This is a genomic window from Actomonas spartinae (assembly GCF_051209155.1).
GTDB lineage: Bacteria > Verrucomicrobiota > Verrucomicrobiia > Opitutales > Opitutaceae > Actomonas.
This window is the reverse complement of record NZ_JBPJGB010000001.1, coordinates 1,261,474-1,278,782: the sequence shown is the minus strand read 5'-3', so window position 1 is coordinate 1,278,782 and position 17,309 is coordinate 1,261,474. Positions and strand designations below refer to the sequence as shown.

General features: G+C 65.6%; 15 protein-coding genes. 6 read left to right on the top strand and 9 right to left on the bottom strand.

Features of this window, described 5'->3' with window-relative positions:
• Nucleotides 1-400 precede the first annotated feature (400 nt).
• The 6 genes from AC0MRV_RS05240 to AC0MRV_RS05215 form a co-directional block, all read right to left on the bottom strand.
• Nucleotides 401-901, bottom strand: coding sequence for an anthrone oxygenase family protein (locus tag AC0MRV_RS05240; RefSeq protein ID WP_472763382.1), 501 nt, complete (start codon nucleotides 899-901; stop codon nucleotides 401-403).
• Nucleotides 898-1,368, bottom strand: coding sequence for a DUF4345 domain-containing protein (locus AC0MRV_RS05235; RefSeq protein WP_472763381.1), 471 nt, complete (start codon nucleotides 1,366-1,368; stop codon nucleotides 898-900). The genes AC0MRV_RS05240 and AC0MRV_RS05235 overlap by 4 nt, the downstream gene beginning before the upstream one ends.
• Nucleotides 1,356-2,234: an NAD(P)H-binding protein gene (locus AC0MRV_RS05230; protein ID WP_472763380.1), complete on the bottom strand. Its 879-nt coding sequence runs from the start codon at nucleotides 2,232-2,234 to the stop codon at nucleotides 1,356-1,358. The genes AC0MRV_RS05235 and AC0MRV_RS05230 overlap by 13 nt, the downstream gene beginning before the upstream one ends.
• 197 nt (nucleotides 2,235-2,431) lie before the next feature.
• Entirely contained in the window at nucleotides 2,432-3,433 is a 1,002-nt protein-coding gene (locus AC0MRV_RS05225) for an AraC family transcriptional regulator (RefSeq protein WP_472763379.1), read from the bottom strand.
• A gap of 545 nt (nucleotides 3,434-3,978) precedes the next feature.
• A complete protein-coding gene (locus AC0MRV_RS05220) occupies nucleotides 3,979-4,938 on the bottom strand; it encodes a YheT family hydrolase (RefSeq protein ID WP_472763378.1) in 960 nt (319 codons plus the stop codon).
• 119 nt (nucleotides 4,939-5,057) lie between these two features.
• Complete coding sequence (locus tag AC0MRV_RS05215) at nucleotides 5,058-6,194, bottom strand: glycoside hydrolase family 26 protein (protein ID WP_472763377.1); 1,137 nt, start codon at nucleotides 6,192-6,194, stop codon at nucleotides 5,058-5,060.
• Between the two features lie 352 nt (nucleotides 6,195-6,546).
• Here AC0MRV_RS05215 and AC0MRV_RS05210 point away from each other — a divergent pair, with 352 nt between their 5' ends.
• From AC0MRV_RS05210 to AC0MRV_RS05195, 4 genes are all read left to right on the top strand, one after another.
• Nucleotides 6,547-6,999, top strand: coding sequence for a hypothetical protein (locus AC0MRV_RS05210; RefSeq protein WP_472763376.1), 453 nt, complete (start codon nucleotides 6,547-6,549; stop codon nucleotides 6,997-6,999).
• A 16-nt stretch (nucleotides 7,000-7,015) separates the two neighbouring features.
• A complete protein-coding gene (locus AC0MRV_RS05205; protein ID WP_472763375.1) occupies nucleotides 7,016-7,654 on the top strand; it encodes a methyltransferase domain-containing protein in 639 nt (212 codons plus the stop codon).
• Nucleotides 7,655-7,715: 61 nt separating this feature from the next.
• The gene (locus AC0MRV_RS05200) at nucleotides 7,716-9,404 is read left to right on the top strand and encodes a chloride channel protein (protein WP_472763374.1); all 1,689 of its coding nucleotides are present in this window, start codon (nucleotides 7,716-7,718) and stop codon (nucleotides 9,402-9,404) included.
• Nucleotides 9,405-9,512: 108 nt separating this feature from the next.
• Nucleotides 9,513-10,091 (top strand): thymidine kinase, encoded by a 579-nt coding sequence (locus AC0MRV_RS05195; RefSeq protein ID WP_472763373.1) that lies wholly within the window; start codon nucleotides 9,513-9,515, stop codon nucleotides 10,089-10,091.
• A gap of 246 nt (nucleotides 10,092-10,337) precedes the next feature.
• Here the strand turns inward: AC0MRV_RS05195 and AC0MRV_RS05190 are convergent, their stop codons facing one another.
• Together AC0MRV_RS05190 and AC0MRV_RS05185 are read right to left on the bottom strand one after the other, a co-directional pair.
• Nucleotides 10,338-11,846, bottom strand: coding sequence for a succinate CoA transferase (locus AC0MRV_RS05190; RefSeq protein WP_472763372.1), 1,509 nt, complete (start codon nucleotides 11,844-11,846; stop codon nucleotides 10,338-10,340).
• A gap of 256 nt (nucleotides 11,847-12,102) precedes the next feature.
• Complete coding sequence (locus tag AC0MRV_RS05185) at nucleotides 12,103-12,636, bottom strand: polysaccharide biosynthesis/export family protein (protein WP_472763371.1); 534 nt, start codon at nucleotides 12,634-12,636, stop codon at nucleotides 12,103-12,105.
• A 281-nt stretch (nucleotides 12,637-12,917) separates the two neighbouring features.
• Here AC0MRV_RS05185 and AC0MRV_RS05180 point away from each other — a divergent pair, with 281 nt between their 5' ends.
• Nucleotides 12,918-14,429 carry a hypothetical protein gene (locus AC0MRV_RS05180; protein ID WP_472763370.1) on the top strand — a complete coding sequence of 504 codons (1,512 nt, stop codon included), beginning with the start codon at nucleotides 12,918-12,920 and terminating at the stop codon, nucleotides 14,427-14,429.
• Nucleotides 14,430-14,523: 94 nt separating this feature from the next.
• Here the strand turns inward: AC0MRV_RS05180 and AC0MRV_RS05175 are convergent, their stop codons facing one another.
• Nucleotides 14,524-15,150 (bottom strand): polysaccharide biosynthesis/export family protein, encoded by a 627-nt coding sequence (locus tag AC0MRV_RS05175; RefSeq protein ID WP_472763369.1) that lies wholly within the window; start codon nucleotides 15,148-15,150, stop codon nucleotides 14,524-14,526.
• A 271-nt stretch (nucleotides 15,151-15,421) separates the two neighbouring features.
• Between AC0MRV_RS05175 and AC0MRV_RS05170 the strand changes: the two genes are divergently transcribed.
• Complete coding sequence (locus AC0MRV_RS05170; protein WP_472763368.1) at nucleotides 15,422-17,263, top strand: 2-oxoacid:acceptor oxidoreductase subunit alpha; 1,842 nt, start codon at nucleotides 15,422-15,424, stop codon at nucleotides 17,261-17,263.
• Nucleotides 17,264-17,309 lie beyond the last annotated feature (46 nt).

Here is a 17,309-nt window from a genome sequence, read left to right as displayed (position 1 = left end):
TAGCGCGGAAGCACGCAGAGCCACTCCACCGCAGCACCGCGTCCGGAGGTCGCGTTCGCGGGACAGGGACCACGTTCCCGCGAACCATCGAGGAACGCTAATCGACGCTGATTTTCGCTTATTGGTATTGGCGAAGATTAGCGCCTATCAGCGTTCCCAAGCATGTTCTGCCCCGTCAGCCGGAGCTTCAGCGAAGGCGGGCCTCCCAGCATCCGCGCCCATCTGCGTCATCGGCGGTTCAAGCAAGTAATCCAGTCCGACCGAAAACAGGCGATGGGAAAAGAACGCTGATCTTCGCTCATCTCCGCTCATAACGATTCGCGAAGATCAGCGTTCATCAGCGTTCCCAAGTCCCCATTCCGTTTTTGCGCCTTCTGCGCCTTTTTGCGGCCAATGCGTTTCACCCACCCTGCCGCCAGAGCACGACGAGCAGGATCACCGTGACCAGGATCGCGACCACCGTGCGGCGCGTGTTCCAGCGCACCCACATCGGTTCAAAACGAGCGCGTTCATCGCGCAACGTGGCCGCGTCCATCGCCGCGAGGTCGAGGCGTTGCACGCGGTTGTTGGCCGGGATGTTGTAGCGCGCGGTCGGCACCATCACGCCGCCCAGATGCAGCACCACCGCGGTGATGAGCAGGGCGCGATGCGGTGACACCACCTGATTCCAGCCGAGCACCACCGTGAGCACCAGGCCGACCATCGAGCCGAGCCACACGATCATGAAGAGCGGCTGACCGTCCTGAATGATCCGATCCATCGCCTTGAAGGCCGCGAGGTAGGCCCGGTCCGACAGGCTGGCGAGGCCGGGCATCACCACCACCGCGAAGGTGAAGACGAGGCCCGCCACCAAGGCGACGAGCAGGGTTGTGAGGACGAGGGTGAAAACGAAAAGGTTCATTGTGCGGATCTCCTTAGGGTGTGTCTGGGAAAGCCGATCGCCGACTCAACGCCGGACGCGGGTTCGTCCGTGCTGGCGCGCCCCAAGCGATGGTGCAGCCACGCCGCGCCGTTGAAGCCGGCGAGGAGCAACTCCAGCACCGCCGCGCCCACCAGTCCGGCGCTCGGCAGACCGTCGAGGAACAGGCTCAGCACCCGCCCCAGCCCGTAGCAGGCATAAACGAGCGCCCCCCAGCCCAGCGCCGCCTGCAAAGCAACCGCCCGCACCGCGCTGGTGAGCATGAGCAAACCCGTGACGAGCAACAGGGTTCCGGGCGCGCGGACCTCCGACATGAGGCTCGGGTTGCCCGGCAGCGTGACGCCGTTGCCCGCGAAGAACGCGACCGGGCTGAAAAGCACCGAGACGCCCACGCCGAGCAGAATGAGGCCGGACAGCCCCAGCAGGAGACGCGTCTTCAGGCCGGGCATGACGCGGCCTCCTTCCAGAGCGAGGTGGCGGCGATCTCACGAGCATAGGTCGCGAAGGACTTCGGCGGGCGACCGAGCGCACGTTGCACGCCGTCGGTCAGGTAGGCGTTGCGGCCGTCGAGCACCGTCGAGAACAAGTAGTCGAGAATCCACAGCACCGGCTCCGGTGCGCCGGACTCACGCGCACCGCCGAGGAAGGCTTCGTGCGGGATTTGTTGATACGTGAGCGCGCGGCCCGTCGCCTGCGCGATCTCACGGGTCACCTCGGCAAAGCTCAGCAGCTCCGGCCCGGTCACTTCGTAGACCTGACCGACGTGCCGCTCGTCGGTCGCGGCCAGCGCGACGGTGGCGACCTCGGCAATGTCGTCGGCGTCGACAAAGGGTTCCTTCACATCGCCGGCCGGCAGCGTGATCTGGCCCGCCTGCACGAGATCGAGGAAGGCGCCTTCGGAAAAGTTTTGGTTGAACCAACTCGCGCGCACGATCGTCCACTCGAGTCCGCTGGCCTGCACGATGGCTTCGCAGGCCTGCGCCTCCTTTTCGCCGCGACCGGAGAGCAAGACGAGGCGGCGCACGCCAGCGCGTTTGGCGTGATCGACCAAGGACTGAATCGAATCGGTCGCGCCGGGGATCGCGAGGTCGGGCACGTAACTGATGTAGATGGCGGACACGCCGCTCAGGCAGGCGTCCCAGCCGGCTTCGTGGTGCCAGTCAAAGGCGGGCACCCCGCGACGGGAGCCGCGACGCACCGGGAGACCCAGCGCAGTGAGACGCTCGGCGACGCGGCGGCCGGTTTTGCCATTGGCCCCGAGCACGAGGGTGAGTGGCGCGGAGGCGGAGGAGGAGGAAGTATGGGTTGGTTTCATCGCCACCACCATAGAGGAAGACCGCCGGTGATTTATTGACGCCGCCCGCCAAGCTTTTGGCCGATCGCGCCAATCGGCCCATTTTTGTCGGCAAACCCCCAGCAGGTGGACGCGGACGTCCCCGACCGCGTGTTCCAGTTGCCACCGCCCCCCCACCGTAGCCGGCGGGCCCAGCGGTCCCGCCCTACCTTGCACGCCTACGTTGCCTGCAATCGAAACGAGCGCGGCGTCTGCCCGGCCCACCGCTTGAAGGCGCGGGTGAAGGCGCTCTGCTCGGAGAAGCCCGTCATGAACGCGACATCGAGCAGCGAGTAACGCGTCTCGCGCAGCAACCGCTCGGCGAGACGCCGACGCGAATCGTCGACGAGATCCTGATATGACACGCCGTTCTCGCCCAAGCGCCGTTGCAGGGTGCGCGCGCTCATGCCGAGCCGCGACGCGATGTCGGACACCATCGGCACACCGCCGCTGAGCGCCTGCGAAATCTCCGCCCGCACCCTTTTGTCGAGCGCCTCCGGCTCGGTCATGCGGGCCAGCTCTTCGTCGAGGAAACGATCGAAGAACCGCGCCATGCCCGCGTCGCTGAGTTGGTTGGGCCGCGCCAGCGCATCGCCCGGCATCAGCAGCGCATCGCGGTCCGCGCCAAAGTGGACCGGACAGCCGAAGTGCGCCTCGTGCCCCGCCCGGTCGCGCGGCCCCTCGTGTTTGAAGCAGACGGCGAGCGGACTGAAAGGTTCGGTGGCAACCTGCAGGCTCAAGGAGTAGGCACTGGCGATCGAGGCCTCGTTGGACAGCCGCAACCCGAGGATGCGTTCCCCTTCGCGGTGGAGTTTGAACCACGCGCCCTCCGACGCATCGACCAGCTCGTAGGTGGTCACGCTCGTGAGCATGCGCGCGTAGCGCTCGGCGCGCTGCATGGCGCCGCGCAGGTTGAGCGCCGCTTTCCACGCCAGCCCCCACGCCCCGTATTCATCAAGCCGCATCGAGGCGCCGGTGCGCAGCGGCAAGGTCGCCCCGTCCGCATCGCGCCGCGCCGCCTCGGCGAAGAAGCCGTAGTAGGCCTGGTCATCGAGGTTGAAGCCGGGATCAGGTTCACCCGTCGGATCAATCCCGACCGATCTCAGCAACGCCGCCCGGTCAACCCGCGCATCCGTGGCGGCGGCGACCTTCCAGGCAAACAGCGACGTGATCTGACCCATCGCTCGCAGGGGTAGTCAAAACCACCCCAAACGCGAGACCCACTGACGCTTGTCGGGAAAACCGAGCGGCTGAGAGGCAACGCGATTGGGCCACAAAAAGCACAAAAGGCACAGATCCAGAACCCCCAAAAAATCTGCGCTTATCGGCGACATCTGCGGTTCAGCACACGTTTTCTTAAACCGCAGATCACGCTGACGATCGCAGATGCTGTGAGGCAACGCGGTTGGACCACAGAGCACACAGAGTAACACAGAAACAAGGAAACCCATGCCTCACCGCGGATTGCGCGGAAGACGCAGAGCCACTCCACCGCAGCACCGCGTCCGGAGGTCGCGGTCGCGGGACAGGGACCACGTTCCCGCGAACCATCGAGGAACGCTAATCGACGCTGATTTTCGCTGATTGGTATGAGCGAAGATTAGCGCCTATCAGCGTTCCCAAGCATGTTCTGCCCCGTCAGCCGGAGCTTCAGCGAAGGCGGGCCTCACGGCATCTGCGCCCATCCGCGTCATCTGCGGTTCAACCGCATCCGCCCCTCAGCAGTCTACGTTTCCAAAAACTCGGCGGCACGCGTCTCGGACCAAAACTCGCTGTCGACGCCGCGTGTGATGAATCCGACATGCCCCCCATGCCGCGGCGTCTCCAGGTGCAGGTGGGCGTGATCGCGCGCGAGGTCCTGCGGCCAGCAGCGACCCGCCAGGAAGGGATCGTCGCGGGCGTTGACCAGCAGGGTGCGCACCCGGATCGCATCCAGAAAACGGATACTGCCGCACTGCGCCCAGTAGTCGCGCGCATTGGCGAAGCCGTGCAGCGGCGCGGTATAGACGTCGTCGAACTGGGCGAAGGTGCGCATGCGATCGAGCCCCGCGGTTTCGAGCGCGCCGGGAAAACGCGCCGCCTTCTCGCGCACCTTGGCGCGGAGCGTGCGCATGAAGCGCTCCATGTAGAGCCGGTTGCTCCAATGCGCCAATCGTTCGGAACTGGCGGTCAGATCACAGGGCACGCTGATCGCCACCGCCGCCCGAATACGTGGATCGACCGCCCCGCCCCGTTCGCCGAGGTATTTGAGCGTCTGGTTGCCGCCGAGACTGAAGCCGACCAACGCGATCTCGCGCCACGCCGGATTCGCCAGCGCGTGCTCCACCACCACCGCGAGGTCTTCACTCGCGCCGCTGTGGTAGAAGCGCAGTTGGCGATTCGGCTCGCCGCTGCAACCGCGGCAGTTCCACGCGATCACATCCCACCCGCGCCGCGTAAGCGCCCGCGCCATGCCCTGAATGTAGGGCGACCGCGAACTGCCCTCCAGCCCATGCGACACAATCGCCACCCGCGAAGCCTCCACCGTCGCGACATCAAGATCCAGAAAATCGTCGTCCGGCGTCGCGATGCGTTCCCGTGCCATCGCCACCCGCGGCACCCGCCGCCACAGCGCCGGCACGATCGACTGCACATGCCCGTTCCGCGCCCACCCCGGCGCCACGTAAGTCGATTCAATCAAAGGCATGCAGAGACGAATTATTCACAGGAGAAAACAGAGGTGAACGGAGCCGTTCCAACGAGAACTTATTCAACCCCTTTCAGGCTGACGGCTTTGTTTCCCTCCGTTTCCTTCTGTAAAATTACTCACTGCCCCTCGGGCATTTGGTAGAGATTCATCGCGGCGACGTCGCGTTCGAAGAGGGTGCGCGGGTCGGCGTGGAAGGCGCGGAACGCCTCCTGGGATTCGATCGGTGATTCGGCGTGCGGGGTGTAGGGGCCGGACCAGTGGGCGTTGATCCACGTGAGCACCCACGCGATGCGTTTGGCCTTGGGCGAGGCGAAGATCGGATCGAGCACGCTGCGCGTCCACCAATCGGGCTGCTCGGTGTGGTAGGCAATTTCGCCGTGCGTGTGATAACCCGTCTCCGTGAAGGCCGCGACCTTGCCGCGTTCGGCCGCGAAGTCCGTTGCTTGCTCCAGCAGCGCCACCATCTGCGGCACGCTGAACCACTCGATCGCCGGATTGCCCTGACCGTAGCCATCCACGCCGATGACATCGACGTAGGCATCGCCCGGATAATACTCCATCGCCAGCGCCTTGTCGGGCGACCACGCGAAGAGCACGAGATCGCTGCGTTCGCGGATGTAGTCCACCAACATCCGGTAGGCCGCAACGTAGGTCTCGGCGCCGCCCTCCAATCGACTGCCCCACCAGAACCAGTTGCCGTTCATCTCATGCAGCGGTCGGAAGACGATGGGGAAACCGAGGTCCTCGTTGATGATTTTGAGCACGGCATCGAGGGAATGGTAGAACCAGGTGACGTCGCCTTCCGAGTCATCGCCGTTCACGACGCGATGGAGAATCCGGGCATCCGCCTCATCCCAATTGTGCGACCGTCCGTGCCGTCCCAGCCAATGGTAGTCAAAGGTCACCATGGCTCCCGCGGCATAGGCCTGCCGCGCCGCCCGTTGGTGGGCCAGCACCTCGTGAAGATCTTTATCGATGAAGAAGTGGAAGTCCGATCCATGCACCGCCGGATGATCGCCCACCACATCCTTCACGTCGGACTGCCCTTGATCGAGGTAACCCACCACGCGCCGATCGTAGCTGAGCGGAAACTCCTGCCCGAACATGATCGTGTCGGTGTCCCAGGCGAGGTGATGCAGATTGGCCAACAAGGCCCGCGTCTCCGGCGTGGCTCCCGGATCGACCGGTTCCGGCGCGGCGAACGCGCGCGTGACGACGACAACCCCGAGCAGCAGCAGAAGGCGAACAGTCATGCCGACGAAAGCGGTTCCGCGCCTCCTTCAAGTCAATCCCGGAGCACACAACGTTGAGCCGCACGGCTGAGTGGCGACGGAAAGAAGAACGCTGATCATCGCTGATTTTCACTGATTGGAATGAGCGGAGATAAGCGAAGATCAGCGTTCCCACCCCGTCCGCCGACCAAGTCCGCCGTAGCGTGAGCGAAGGTGGAAGCTCTAGCGAAGGCGGGCCTCTCGGCTCCTCTGTCTCTACGCCGCGATGGTTCCTTGACCTTGCGGGCAAAAAAGCGAGGGTCCCCGTCATGCTCATTCTCTTCGGCAAAATCGGCCTCGCGACCCTCTCGGGCCTCGTGATTCTGGCCTTGCTGTGAAGCCGTTTGGCTACGCCCGCGACCCGCTCTGCCTGATCTCGATCGCGCTCTACGCGCTGAATCGCTGGGCGCTCAAACCGCACCTGCCGGGCGGCTTCATGCACGATCACTTCAACGATCTGCTGCTCATCCCCGCCGCCCTGCCCCTCATCCTCTGGGTGCAACGCAAACTCGCCTGGCGCGACCATGACGACGCGCCGCGTTGGAGTGAGATCGGCCTGCACCTCGCCATCTGGGGCGTGATCTGCGAAGTCGCCGGTCCGCTCCTCGTGGCCCACGCCACCGGGGACTGGCGCGACCTCGTCGCCTACACCGCAGGGGCCGCCGTGGCCGGGCTATGGTGGCAGGTGGCGGAGAAGGTAGGGCGCGACCGCTGGGCGCGCCGGTCACCGTCGCCCAAGCCTTCCGAAACGGCGGGCCCAGCGGTCCCGCCCTACCCGGGGAGCTGATCGCTGACTGCTGCCCATGTCCTTCGACACGCTCGCGCCGCATTACCGTTGGCTGGAAACCGCGATTGCCGGGCGGGTGTTGCAACGGGCGCGGCTGGCTCATCTCGCGGCCCTCGACCAGGCGAACCGCGTGCTGCTCGTCGGCGAAGGTCCCGGGCGTTTTCTCACCGCGCTGCGGGCACGCCGACCCAAGGTCGCCATCACCGTGCTCGATGCCAGCGCGGCCATGCTGCGGGAAGCGCGCCGCGCCGACCCGTCGCCGCGCACGACCTTGGTGCAGGCCGACCTGCGCTCGTGGGCACCGCCCCTGGGCACTTGGGACGCGATCGTGACCCACTGCGTGTTGGACTGTTTTGCGCCCGACTCGTTGGCCCGCGTGGTCGATACCTTGGCCTCAGCCGCCGCGCCCACGGCCGATTGGTTGATCACCGATTTCACCGTGCCGGCCGATCGCGGCTGGCGGCGGTTGCGCGCGCGGGGCGCCCACGCGCTCATGTATGGCGCCTTCCGCATCGTGACCGGATTGGAGGCGCGGCACCTCACCCCGCCGGATCCCTTTCTTATCCGCGCCGGCTTCGCCCGGGTCGCGCGGCGGCCCTTCAATCACGGCCTCCTCCAGGCCGACCACTGGCGACGCGACGTAAAAAGCCATTGAGTCCCCGCCCGAAAACCCCGCACAACAGCAGCTCGTGATCCTCGACCTCCCAGCCCGTGCCATGGCGCGATTGCCCGCAAAAACGCGGGGCATCGTGCAGACCATTTGTTTTGGTCTCGCCGCTGGTGGCGGGGCCGTGGCGTTTCACATCGCGATCCACACCATCTTCACCCACGGCATCGAGCGGCTGACGCACGAGAGCACGGAGGTGTTCCTGGTCGGGAGTTTTGTCATCATCGCGGTGTTTTCGGCGGTATCGGGTTGGTTGCTCTCGGCCTTCTGTCCGGCGGCGGCGGGATCGGGCATCCCGCAGGTCAAACTCGCCTTCTGGAAGGACATGGGCGACATCCCCTTTCGCGTCGTCTGGGTGAAGTTCATCGCCGGCGCGCTGAGTGTGGGCGCGGGTAACAGTCTCGGCCGCGAAGGACCATCGGTGCAGTTGGCCGCCGGCCTCTCGTCGCAGGTGAGTGGCACCCTCGGCACGCCCAAACACAAACGGCGTCTCGCCACCGCGGCGGGGGCGGCGGCGGGCTTGGCGGCGGCCTTCAATACGCCCATCGCGGCGGTGACCTTTGTGCTCGAGGAAATCATCGGCGACCTCAACAGCCGCATGCTCGGTTCGATCCTGCTCGCGGCCGTCGTGGGGGCCTTGGTCGCGCACGGTCTCCTGGGCGAACAACCGGCCTTCACCTTGCGCGGCGCGGGCTCGCCGGAATGGCAGGTCTACCTGGCGACGCCGATCGTCGCGGCCGTCGCGGCGCTGGCCGGCGTGTGGTTTCAGAAATTCGCGCTCGGGCTGCGGGCCTGGAACAAGGAAAAACACCGCGTGCCGGCGTGGGCGCGTTGCATGTTGGGCGGACTCGGCGTCTGGCTCATCGGCAGCACGGTGTTCCTCTGGACCGGTCACCACGGCGTGTTCGGCCTCGGTTACGAAGACCTCTCCATGGCGCTCAACGACCAGATGGACTGGCAGAGCGCGGGCCTGTTGCTCATCGCCAAACTCGTGGCCACCGCACTGTGTTACGGGCTGGGCGCGGCCGGCGGCATCTTTGCCCCGACCCTGTTCTTCGGCGGCATGGCGGGCGCCGCCATGGCGGGGCTCATCTCGCTGATCTTCCCGCTGAGCACCGCCGGACACGTGACGCTCGCCGTGGTCGGCATGTGCGCCTGCCTCGGAGCGGTGGTGCGCGCGCCGGTGACGGGTCTGCTCATCGTGTTCGAGATGACCCACGAATTTGCCATGGTGCCGGCGCTGATGGTCGGTGGGTTGGTGAGCATCGCGATCGCGAAGCGTTTCACGAAACACAACTTCTACGACGTGATCCTCGAACAGGACGGCCAGGAAGTGGAGCGCGTGATGCCGCCGCGCGACCTGCGCTCATGGCAGGAAACCGCGGTGAGCCGGGCGGCCAATTTCCGCCCGGTGCTCGTGCGCGACCTGGCGCCCGAGGCGGTGAAGAAACTCTTGGCCGAGACCAAGCACGACTGCTACCCGGTGGTGATCGATCGCAAGCTGCATGGCGCGATCACACGCGAACATTTGCAGCGCATCGTCGACCATGGCGAAGAGCCGATCATCGATCCGGTCGCGACCTGTCGCCGCGATGCGACCATCCGCGATGTGCAGAGCAAGGTCATCGAATCGCCGGCCAACATGATCGTGATCGTCGGCGGTGAAGAGGAGGTCGTGATCGGGCTGATGACCCTGCACGACATCCTGCGCGCGGAGATCTTGTTCACGAAGGAGTGATCATGTTCGATGTAAGAGGTGAGAAGTAAGATGTGGATTGGCACCGACCGGGTGCTTTCTCTTCCTTCACATCAGACATCACACATCAGCCATCTGACCTAGAACCCCGTGGCCAAACTCTACTTTTACTACTCTGCGATGAACGCCGGCAAAAGCACGGTGTTGCTGCAGTCGAGCTACAACTACCAGGAGCGCGGCATGCGCACGATGCTCTTCGCCCCGGTCATCGACCAACGCGCGGGCATCGGCCGGATCGCGTCGCGCATCGGCCTGAGCGCCGAGGCGCATCCGTTCAGTCCGACCGACGACCTGTTCCGCCGCATCCTCACGCAACACGGGGAGGAGCAGCTCGCATGCGTGCTGGTCGACGAGGCGCAGTTTCTGTCCCGCGCGCAGGTGGAGCAGTTGTGCAAGGTCGCCGACAAGCTCGACATCCCGGTGTTGTGCTACGGCCTGCGCACGGATTTTCAGGCGCAACTCTTTCCCGGCAGTGCCGCGCTGCTCGCGCTGGCCGACGACCTCATCGAGCTGAAAACGATCTGTCACTGCGGCCGCAAGGCCACCATGAACCTGCGCGTCGGCCCCGACGGCAAAGGCCTGCGCGAAGGCGAACAGATCGAGATCGGCGGCAACGAACGCTACGTCGCCATGTGCCGCCGCCACTACGTCGAGGCCCTGGAAGGCTGAGCGGCCGGATGGTAAACCGCAGGTAGCGCGGATACTCGCAGATCCACTCCACCGGCACACCGCGTCCGGAGGTCGCGGTCCACCCCGATCCAAGGTGGACGCCGACGCCTGTCCCGCGAACGCGGCGATCCCCGCCGGCGTTGCGTTGCCTCTCGGCATCTGCGCCCATCTGCGTCAGCTGCGGTGAGACCCATCCTGACTCTCGGCTACCGTGTAGTCCGTGGGCCACTACAATGTCGCGCCGCGTCAGCTCTGCCAGGTGACCTTGCGCATGTCGCCTTGTTCGAGGAAGGCGAGGTGCATGTTGAAGGCGTTGTTGAGCGTCTGCTGCACGTGGCCGCGGGCGGAGGCCTTGAGGTAACCGCGCAGGGTGTCGCGGTATTCCGGCGCGACACACTTCTCGATCATGAGCACGGCGCGCTCATGCGGGGACTTGCCGCGGAGGTCGGCCACGCCGTGTTCCGTCACCACGACCTGCACCGAGTGTTCGCTGTGGTCGAGGTGGGTGACAAAGGGCACGATCGTGCTGATGTTGCCACCCTTGGCGACGGACGGGCAGGTGTAGATCGAGACGTGCGCGTTGCGGGTGAAGTCGCCCGAACCGCCGATGCCATTCATGAGATCGCGACCCATGACGTGGGTGCTGTTCACGTTGCCGAAGAGGTCGACCTCAATGGCGGTGTTGATCGTGATGAGGCCGAGGCGGCGCACGATCTCCGGGCTGTTGGAAATCTCCTGCGGGCGCAGCACGACACGGGAGCGGTAATACTCCAGGTTGGCGTAGAAGTCCTGCAGGCGCTCGGGACTGAGCGTGAGCGAACAACTGCTGGCGAAGGCGCATTTGCCGGTCTCGAGCAGGTCGATGACCGAGTCCTGCAGCACCTCGGTATACATCATGAAGGGCGGGATGTCGGGGTGCGCGCCGAGCGCGCCGATCACGGCATTGGCGATGTTGCCCACGCCGGATTGCAGCGGCAGGAAGGACGGCGGCAGGCGGCCGATCTTGATCTCGTTGGCGAGGAAGCCGGCCACGTTTTCGCCGATCTGCGTGGTGATGGGATCGGGCGGCGTGAAGCCCCCGGATTCGTCGGGCAGGTTCGTCATGACCACGCCGGCGATCTTCTTGGGATTCACTTTGATGAAGCTGGCGCCGATGCGGTCGGTCGGCGCGTAGATGGGGATGGCACGGCGATACGGCGGATCGGCTGGTTCAAACAGATCATGGAAGCCCATGAGGTCGCCGGGATGATGGGCATTGAGCTCGATGATGATCTTGTCCGCCACGCGGGCAAAGGTGTTGGCGCCGCCGACGCCCGTGGTGAGCACGATCTCACCCTGCGCGGTCACATGGCTGGCCTCGATGATGGCCCAATCCATCTTGCCAAAGACCCCGCTGCGCACGCTGGGCTGAACCGCCGAAAGGTGGAGGTCGAAGAACTGCGTCTTCCCCTCGTTGATCGATTTGCGCAGCGTCTTGTCGGACTGGTAGGGCGTGCGCCAGGAGATGGCTTCGGCTTCGGCGAGCGCGCCGTCGAGGGATTTACCCGTGGAAGCGCCGGTGATGACACCGAGCTTAAACGGCCGACCGGCCGCGTGTTCGGCCTTGGCCTTGGCGGCGATGGCAAGCGGCACGACTTTGCAGGCACCGGCGGCGGTGAAGCCGCCGAAACCCACGGTCTGGTTGTCTTGCACCATGGCCGCAGCCTCTTCGGGAGAGAGCGTGGGAAACGGGTAGTTCATAGGAAAGGGATTCATGGGCCGGTTGCCCGGCGAGTGTTGGGGGCATTGTGGCACACCGGCGGGATGAACAGCTCCGCAAGCCTTGCCACACGTCGCGCGCATCTTGACGGCATGGGGGTCTACGCCCCCGGAAAAGCACGCGCAACCCCGCAGGGCACTGCGCATATTCTGCCCAACGCCACCCGACCGGATGGGGACCCTAGACCCTGCTCCGGACACTTATAAGGTCCAACAGCACGCTCGGGCAGCGTGCGCATCTTGCGGCGGGCCCTCAGCCCTCCCCGCCCCCGTCTCCCCCGCCGTCATGCGACAGCACATCGGGCACCCACACGGTGTCGCCCCGCTGCAGAACCGGATCGGACCCGGCACGGGCGTCGCCTTTGATCAGCCGGTCCACGTTGAAGACCTGTGATTCCATCCGGCCCTCGGCGTTCAAGCGCGAGATGCGCACCTTCGCGCGATTCGCCGAACGGGTGAATCCGCCCGCCCCGGCCACCGCGCTCAACAGGGTAAGCGAATCCTCGCGCGGAAAAGCCACCTCGCCCGGCTTTTGCACCGAACCGAGCACGTTGACGGAACGACGGGCGTATTCGAGCACGAGCAGGTTCACCTGCGGGTTCACCAGGTATTCCTCGTCATAGCGCTGCGCGATCCGCGCCTCGGCGGCGGCCACGCTCAGGCCCTTGAGGTCAACCGTTCCGATCAACGGAAGGTTGATGCGATGCTCCCGGCTGATCCGCACCTCGCGATCCAGCGTCGGGTCGTCGTGGATCCTGACGCTGATGCGATCCAGCGCCTGCAGCACATAATCGCGCGCTCTGCCCGCGACGGTGGGGGGCGTTTGACCCGGTGATTCGCCGAGCCATGCGCAGTTAAAAACCATGCACCAAACCCAAGGCCGCAGCCGCAGTATTGAGAACATAAAGAAGACGTGGAGGCCGGTGTGACTCGCAAACCCGGCCCCGCGTTCCACGCCCATCTACGCACCAATGCGTATACCGACATTCCGGAGCATGGCCTAACTTCGCGGCGAACCTTCACCGGCGCCTCCGGCGTCCTGTCTCCTCGTCAAACACCCTGCGCACCATGATCTTCTCCCGCAAACCACTCGCCGGGCTCAGCTTGGCTCTCGCGGTCGGCATCCACCTTACCGACGCTCAAATCGAAGCCCGCGTAAACCTCGGCCTCATCGACGGCGGCACCAACTGGACCAACGTCTCCAATGGCCAGGATGATTTCACCCTCATCGACTACAACACCGGCGCCGACACCGGCGCGACCGTTTCCACCCTGTTCCCGTCCTTCGGCCCCGGCGCCGACTTCACCGACGAAGACTGGGTGACCACGGCGGCGCTGGAGTCCAGCGTGACCTCCAACTTCAACGGCGGCAGCGTCACCTTCAACGGCCTGCCCGCCGGGAGCTACCGTGTCGAAGTCGTCGCCGTGCGCACGTTCGACGTCTACGCCGGCACCTACACCGCCAACTCCATCGCCCCCGACACCACCTACCGCGGCGCCACGCCGCCCGCGGTCTGGCGACCCAACACACACGCGGTCTCGCCGCTCGATTGGCTCATCTGGTCCGACGTCACCGTGGGCGACGACGGACGCCTCCAGCTCCTCGCCCTCATCGAGGGCAACGGCTACGTCACCATGAACGCCATCCGCATCACGACCGCCTCCTCCGGCAGCGGCGGTTCGGGCGGTTCGGGTGGGAGCGGCGGCTCGGGCAGCGGCGGCAGCGGTTCCGGCTCCGGTGGCGGCAGCACGGTCGATGTGGCCGGTGGCGGACTCTCCAACCTCTCCGTGCGCTCCAGCGCGGGCAGCGGCGACGCGACCATGATCGTTGGTTTCGCCGTGGCCGGGGATACGAAGTCCGTGCTGGTGCGCGGCATCGGCCCCACCCTGCTCAACTACGACCAACCCACCGCCCTCACCGATCCCCGCCTGCGCCTCTTCGCCGCCGGCGTGAGCGACGCCCTCGCGGTCAACGCGGGTTGGGCCGGCGACGCAGCGATTCGCGACGCCGCCGTCGCCCTCGGCGCCTTTGCCCTCGCCGACGACTCGCTCGACGCCGCCTTCCTGCGCACGATGGACCCCGGTTCCTACAGCGTGCACATTGAGTCCGCCACCGGCACCCCGGGCATCGCCCTGGCCGAGTTGTATGACGCCGATTACGGCACCGGCGGTATCCTCACCAACATCTCCGCCCGCACCTTCGTCGGCACCGGTAACGACGTGCCGACCCTCGGCTTCGTGGTCGCCGGCTCGGAGGACGCCACCGTGCTCATTCGTGGCATCGGCCCGGAACTCGCGGCCTACGATGTCGCCGGCACGCTGCAGAATCCGCAGCTCAAGGTCTTCGTCCACGGCAACGACACCCCGGTCGCGACCAACGACGACTGGGCCGGCGACGCCACGGTCGTGAGCACGGCGGCCACGGTCGGCGCCTTTGCCCTCAGCGATGAAACCAGCGCCGACGCCGCCATGGTCGTCACGCTGCCGCCCGGCGTTTACAGCGTGCAGCTCACCGGCGTGGGCGACACCACCGGCATCGGCCTGCTCGAGCTCTACCGGGTGCCGCCGTCAGACTCCTGAGGCCGCGCCCCCACCGCGCTCCCGCAAACGCCCGAGGCGCTCACGCTTCGGGCGTTTTGCCTTGTTGGCATGACCCGCTTCCGTGGCGGTCGGCTCAGAAGAAGCGCTCCGGCACGTAAATCACATCGGAAGTCTGCAACGGCCACAAATCACCGGACTCACCCTCGATGAGTTCATTCACATCGATCACGAAGGTGACAGCGGGCTCGTCCTTCACCTTGCGAGTCAGCCGGACCCGCTTGCGATCTCCCAACCGCGAAAAACCGCCGGCCCGCGAGATCGCACTCAGCAAGGACATCTCCTCCTCGCGCGGAAACGCGATCTCCCCGGGTGCGCCCACCGCCCCCATCACGTTCACCGTGCGTCGGGCGTAATCGAGCACGATGACATTGACCTGCGGGTTCACCAGGAAGTCACGATCGTAGAGTGCGCTGATTTGATCCTGCGCCTGTTGGATCGTCTGGTCGTTCAGATCCACACTGCCAATGAGGGGCAGATTGACCCGGTAATCGCCGGAGATCCGCACCTCCCGATCGAGGTTGGGCTCGTTGTAAATGCGGACGCGGATCAGGTCCAGCGGCTGCAGCACGTAATCGCCGATCCGCTCGCCGGGCGCCGCCTCCGCGGGAGACTGGGCGCGAACGAGTGGCAGGAATCCCATGAGGAAGGCCAGACCAAGGGCCGACCGACGGCGCGGGATGAGAGAGACGGAAAAGACCATAGAGAAACCACGCTCTGCGGCGCAGGTTGCCGGCGGAAGCACGCCACCCGGTTTTCGGGAGCCCCATGACCAGCCGGCGCGCTGAACTAACGCGCCACGGCGACCATTGGCGAGTCCCATCGGGAGTCTGGCAGCAGAATCTCGGCCGCCCCCCGGCGCTTTGTTGAACAGTCAGGATAATTTTGTGCGTCAAAACCGTGTCATTTACCCAACCGCGCGTTGACTGCCCCCCAGCGAGCACGCTTCATCGCCGTTCCCACAAACCCCCGTAATGGTCAGTCCCAATTCCTCCGATTCGTCCGAGGGCTCCCCCGCCCCCGGCGCTACCAAATCCATCAACGACGTCGTCATCCGCCTCGCCGGAAACTCCCAGGACGGCATCCAAACGATTGGCGGCTTCCTCGCCCGCCTCGCTGGCCGCAGCGCGCAGGAGGTCATGACCTACATGACCATCCCGTCGACGATCTCCGGCGGTCCCTCGATTTTTCAAGTGCGCATGGGCACCGGCGACATCCTCAGCTCCGGGGACGAAGCCGACTTCCTCGTCGCGTTCTACGAGCACAGCTACAAGAACCACATCGATCACCTGCGGAAGGGCGGCATCCTCATTTTCGACAGCGACCACGTCTCGCCCGAACCCAGCCATGATTACCTCGCCGTCGGCGTGCCCTTCACCAGCGCGACCATCGAAGCGGTCGGCGGCTCCGCCAAGGAAAAGGGCAAAAACATCTTCGTGCTCGGCCTGCTTTGCCGCCTCTTCGACCTCGATGTCGCCAAGCTGACCGGCCTCATCAAGGAGCGCTTCGGCAAATTCGGCGAAGACGTCGTGCGCAACACCATGCTGGCCTTCGACGCCGGCTACGCCTGGCCCGCCCAGAACATCCGCGACATCTACCACAAGCTCGCGACCCCCGACGCGTCCAACGGTCACCCGCAGATCACGACCGACGGCAACACCGCCATGACCCTCGGCCTCATCACCGCGGGCGTGCGCTACGGCGCCGGATACCCGATCACCCCGTGGTCCACCATCATGGAGACCCTGCGCACCGAGCTGCAGAAATACGGCGGCCTCTTCGTGCAGGCCGAGGACGAGCTCGGCGCCATCGCCTACGCCCTCGGTTTCGCCTACGCCGGCCACCTCTCCATCACCGGCTCCTCCGGTCCGGGTCTCTCCCTCAAGATGGAGGCCCTCGGTTGGGCCACCATGGCCGAACTGCCGCTCATCATCATCAACGTGCAACGCGGCGGCCCCTCCACCGGCCTGCCGACCAACGTCGAGCAGTCCGACCTGATGCAGGCCATCTACGGCTCGCACGGTGACTCGCCCCGCGTGGTGCTCGCGCCGCAGAACGTCGAGGACTGTTTCTACATCGCCCTCGAAGCCTGCCGCATCGCCAAGGAATACTCCACGCCGGTCATCATCCTCACCGACCAGGCGCTGTCCTCCCGCATCGAGGCCTTCGACGAACCCGATGTCGACGCGCTCATGGTCGCCCCCGACCTCGACCTCACGCCGCAGGGCGCCGACTTCAAGCCCTACCCGATCGACGGCCTCACCCGCCACGCGCACCCGGGCACCAAGATCGAGGGCGCGCCCTACCCGACCGTCACCGGTCTCGAACACGACGAGCACGGCCATCCCTCCGGCAACCCGGCGCAGCACCAGAAGATGACCGCCAAGCGCCGCAACAAGATCAAGCAGCTCGGCAAATCCCTGCCCCGCCCGGAAATCCACGGCGATCAGGAAGGCGACATCCTGCTGGTCGGCTGGGGCTCCACCTACGGCCCGCTGCGCGAAGCCGTCAACCGCGCCCGCAAGGACGGCCAGAAGGTCGGCCACATTCACCTGCGCCATCTCAATCCCCTGCCGCCCGAGCTCGAGCGCATTTTCTCGCGCTTCCGCCAGGTCTTCGTCGTCGAGATGAACGACCAGGGCCTCTACGGTTACGGCCAGCTCGCCACCCTGCTGCGCGCCCGCTACGCCAACCCCGCCATCCGCTCGATCACCAAGACCGACGGTCTCGCCTTCAAGGTGCGCGAAATCCTCAACGGCATGGCCGAGCTCTCCGGCTCCCGCTACGCCAGCGTCTCCGGTTACCCCGACGTCTGAGCGCGCGTTGCGAGCAAATCCCAACTCTCAAAATCCCAAATCCCAA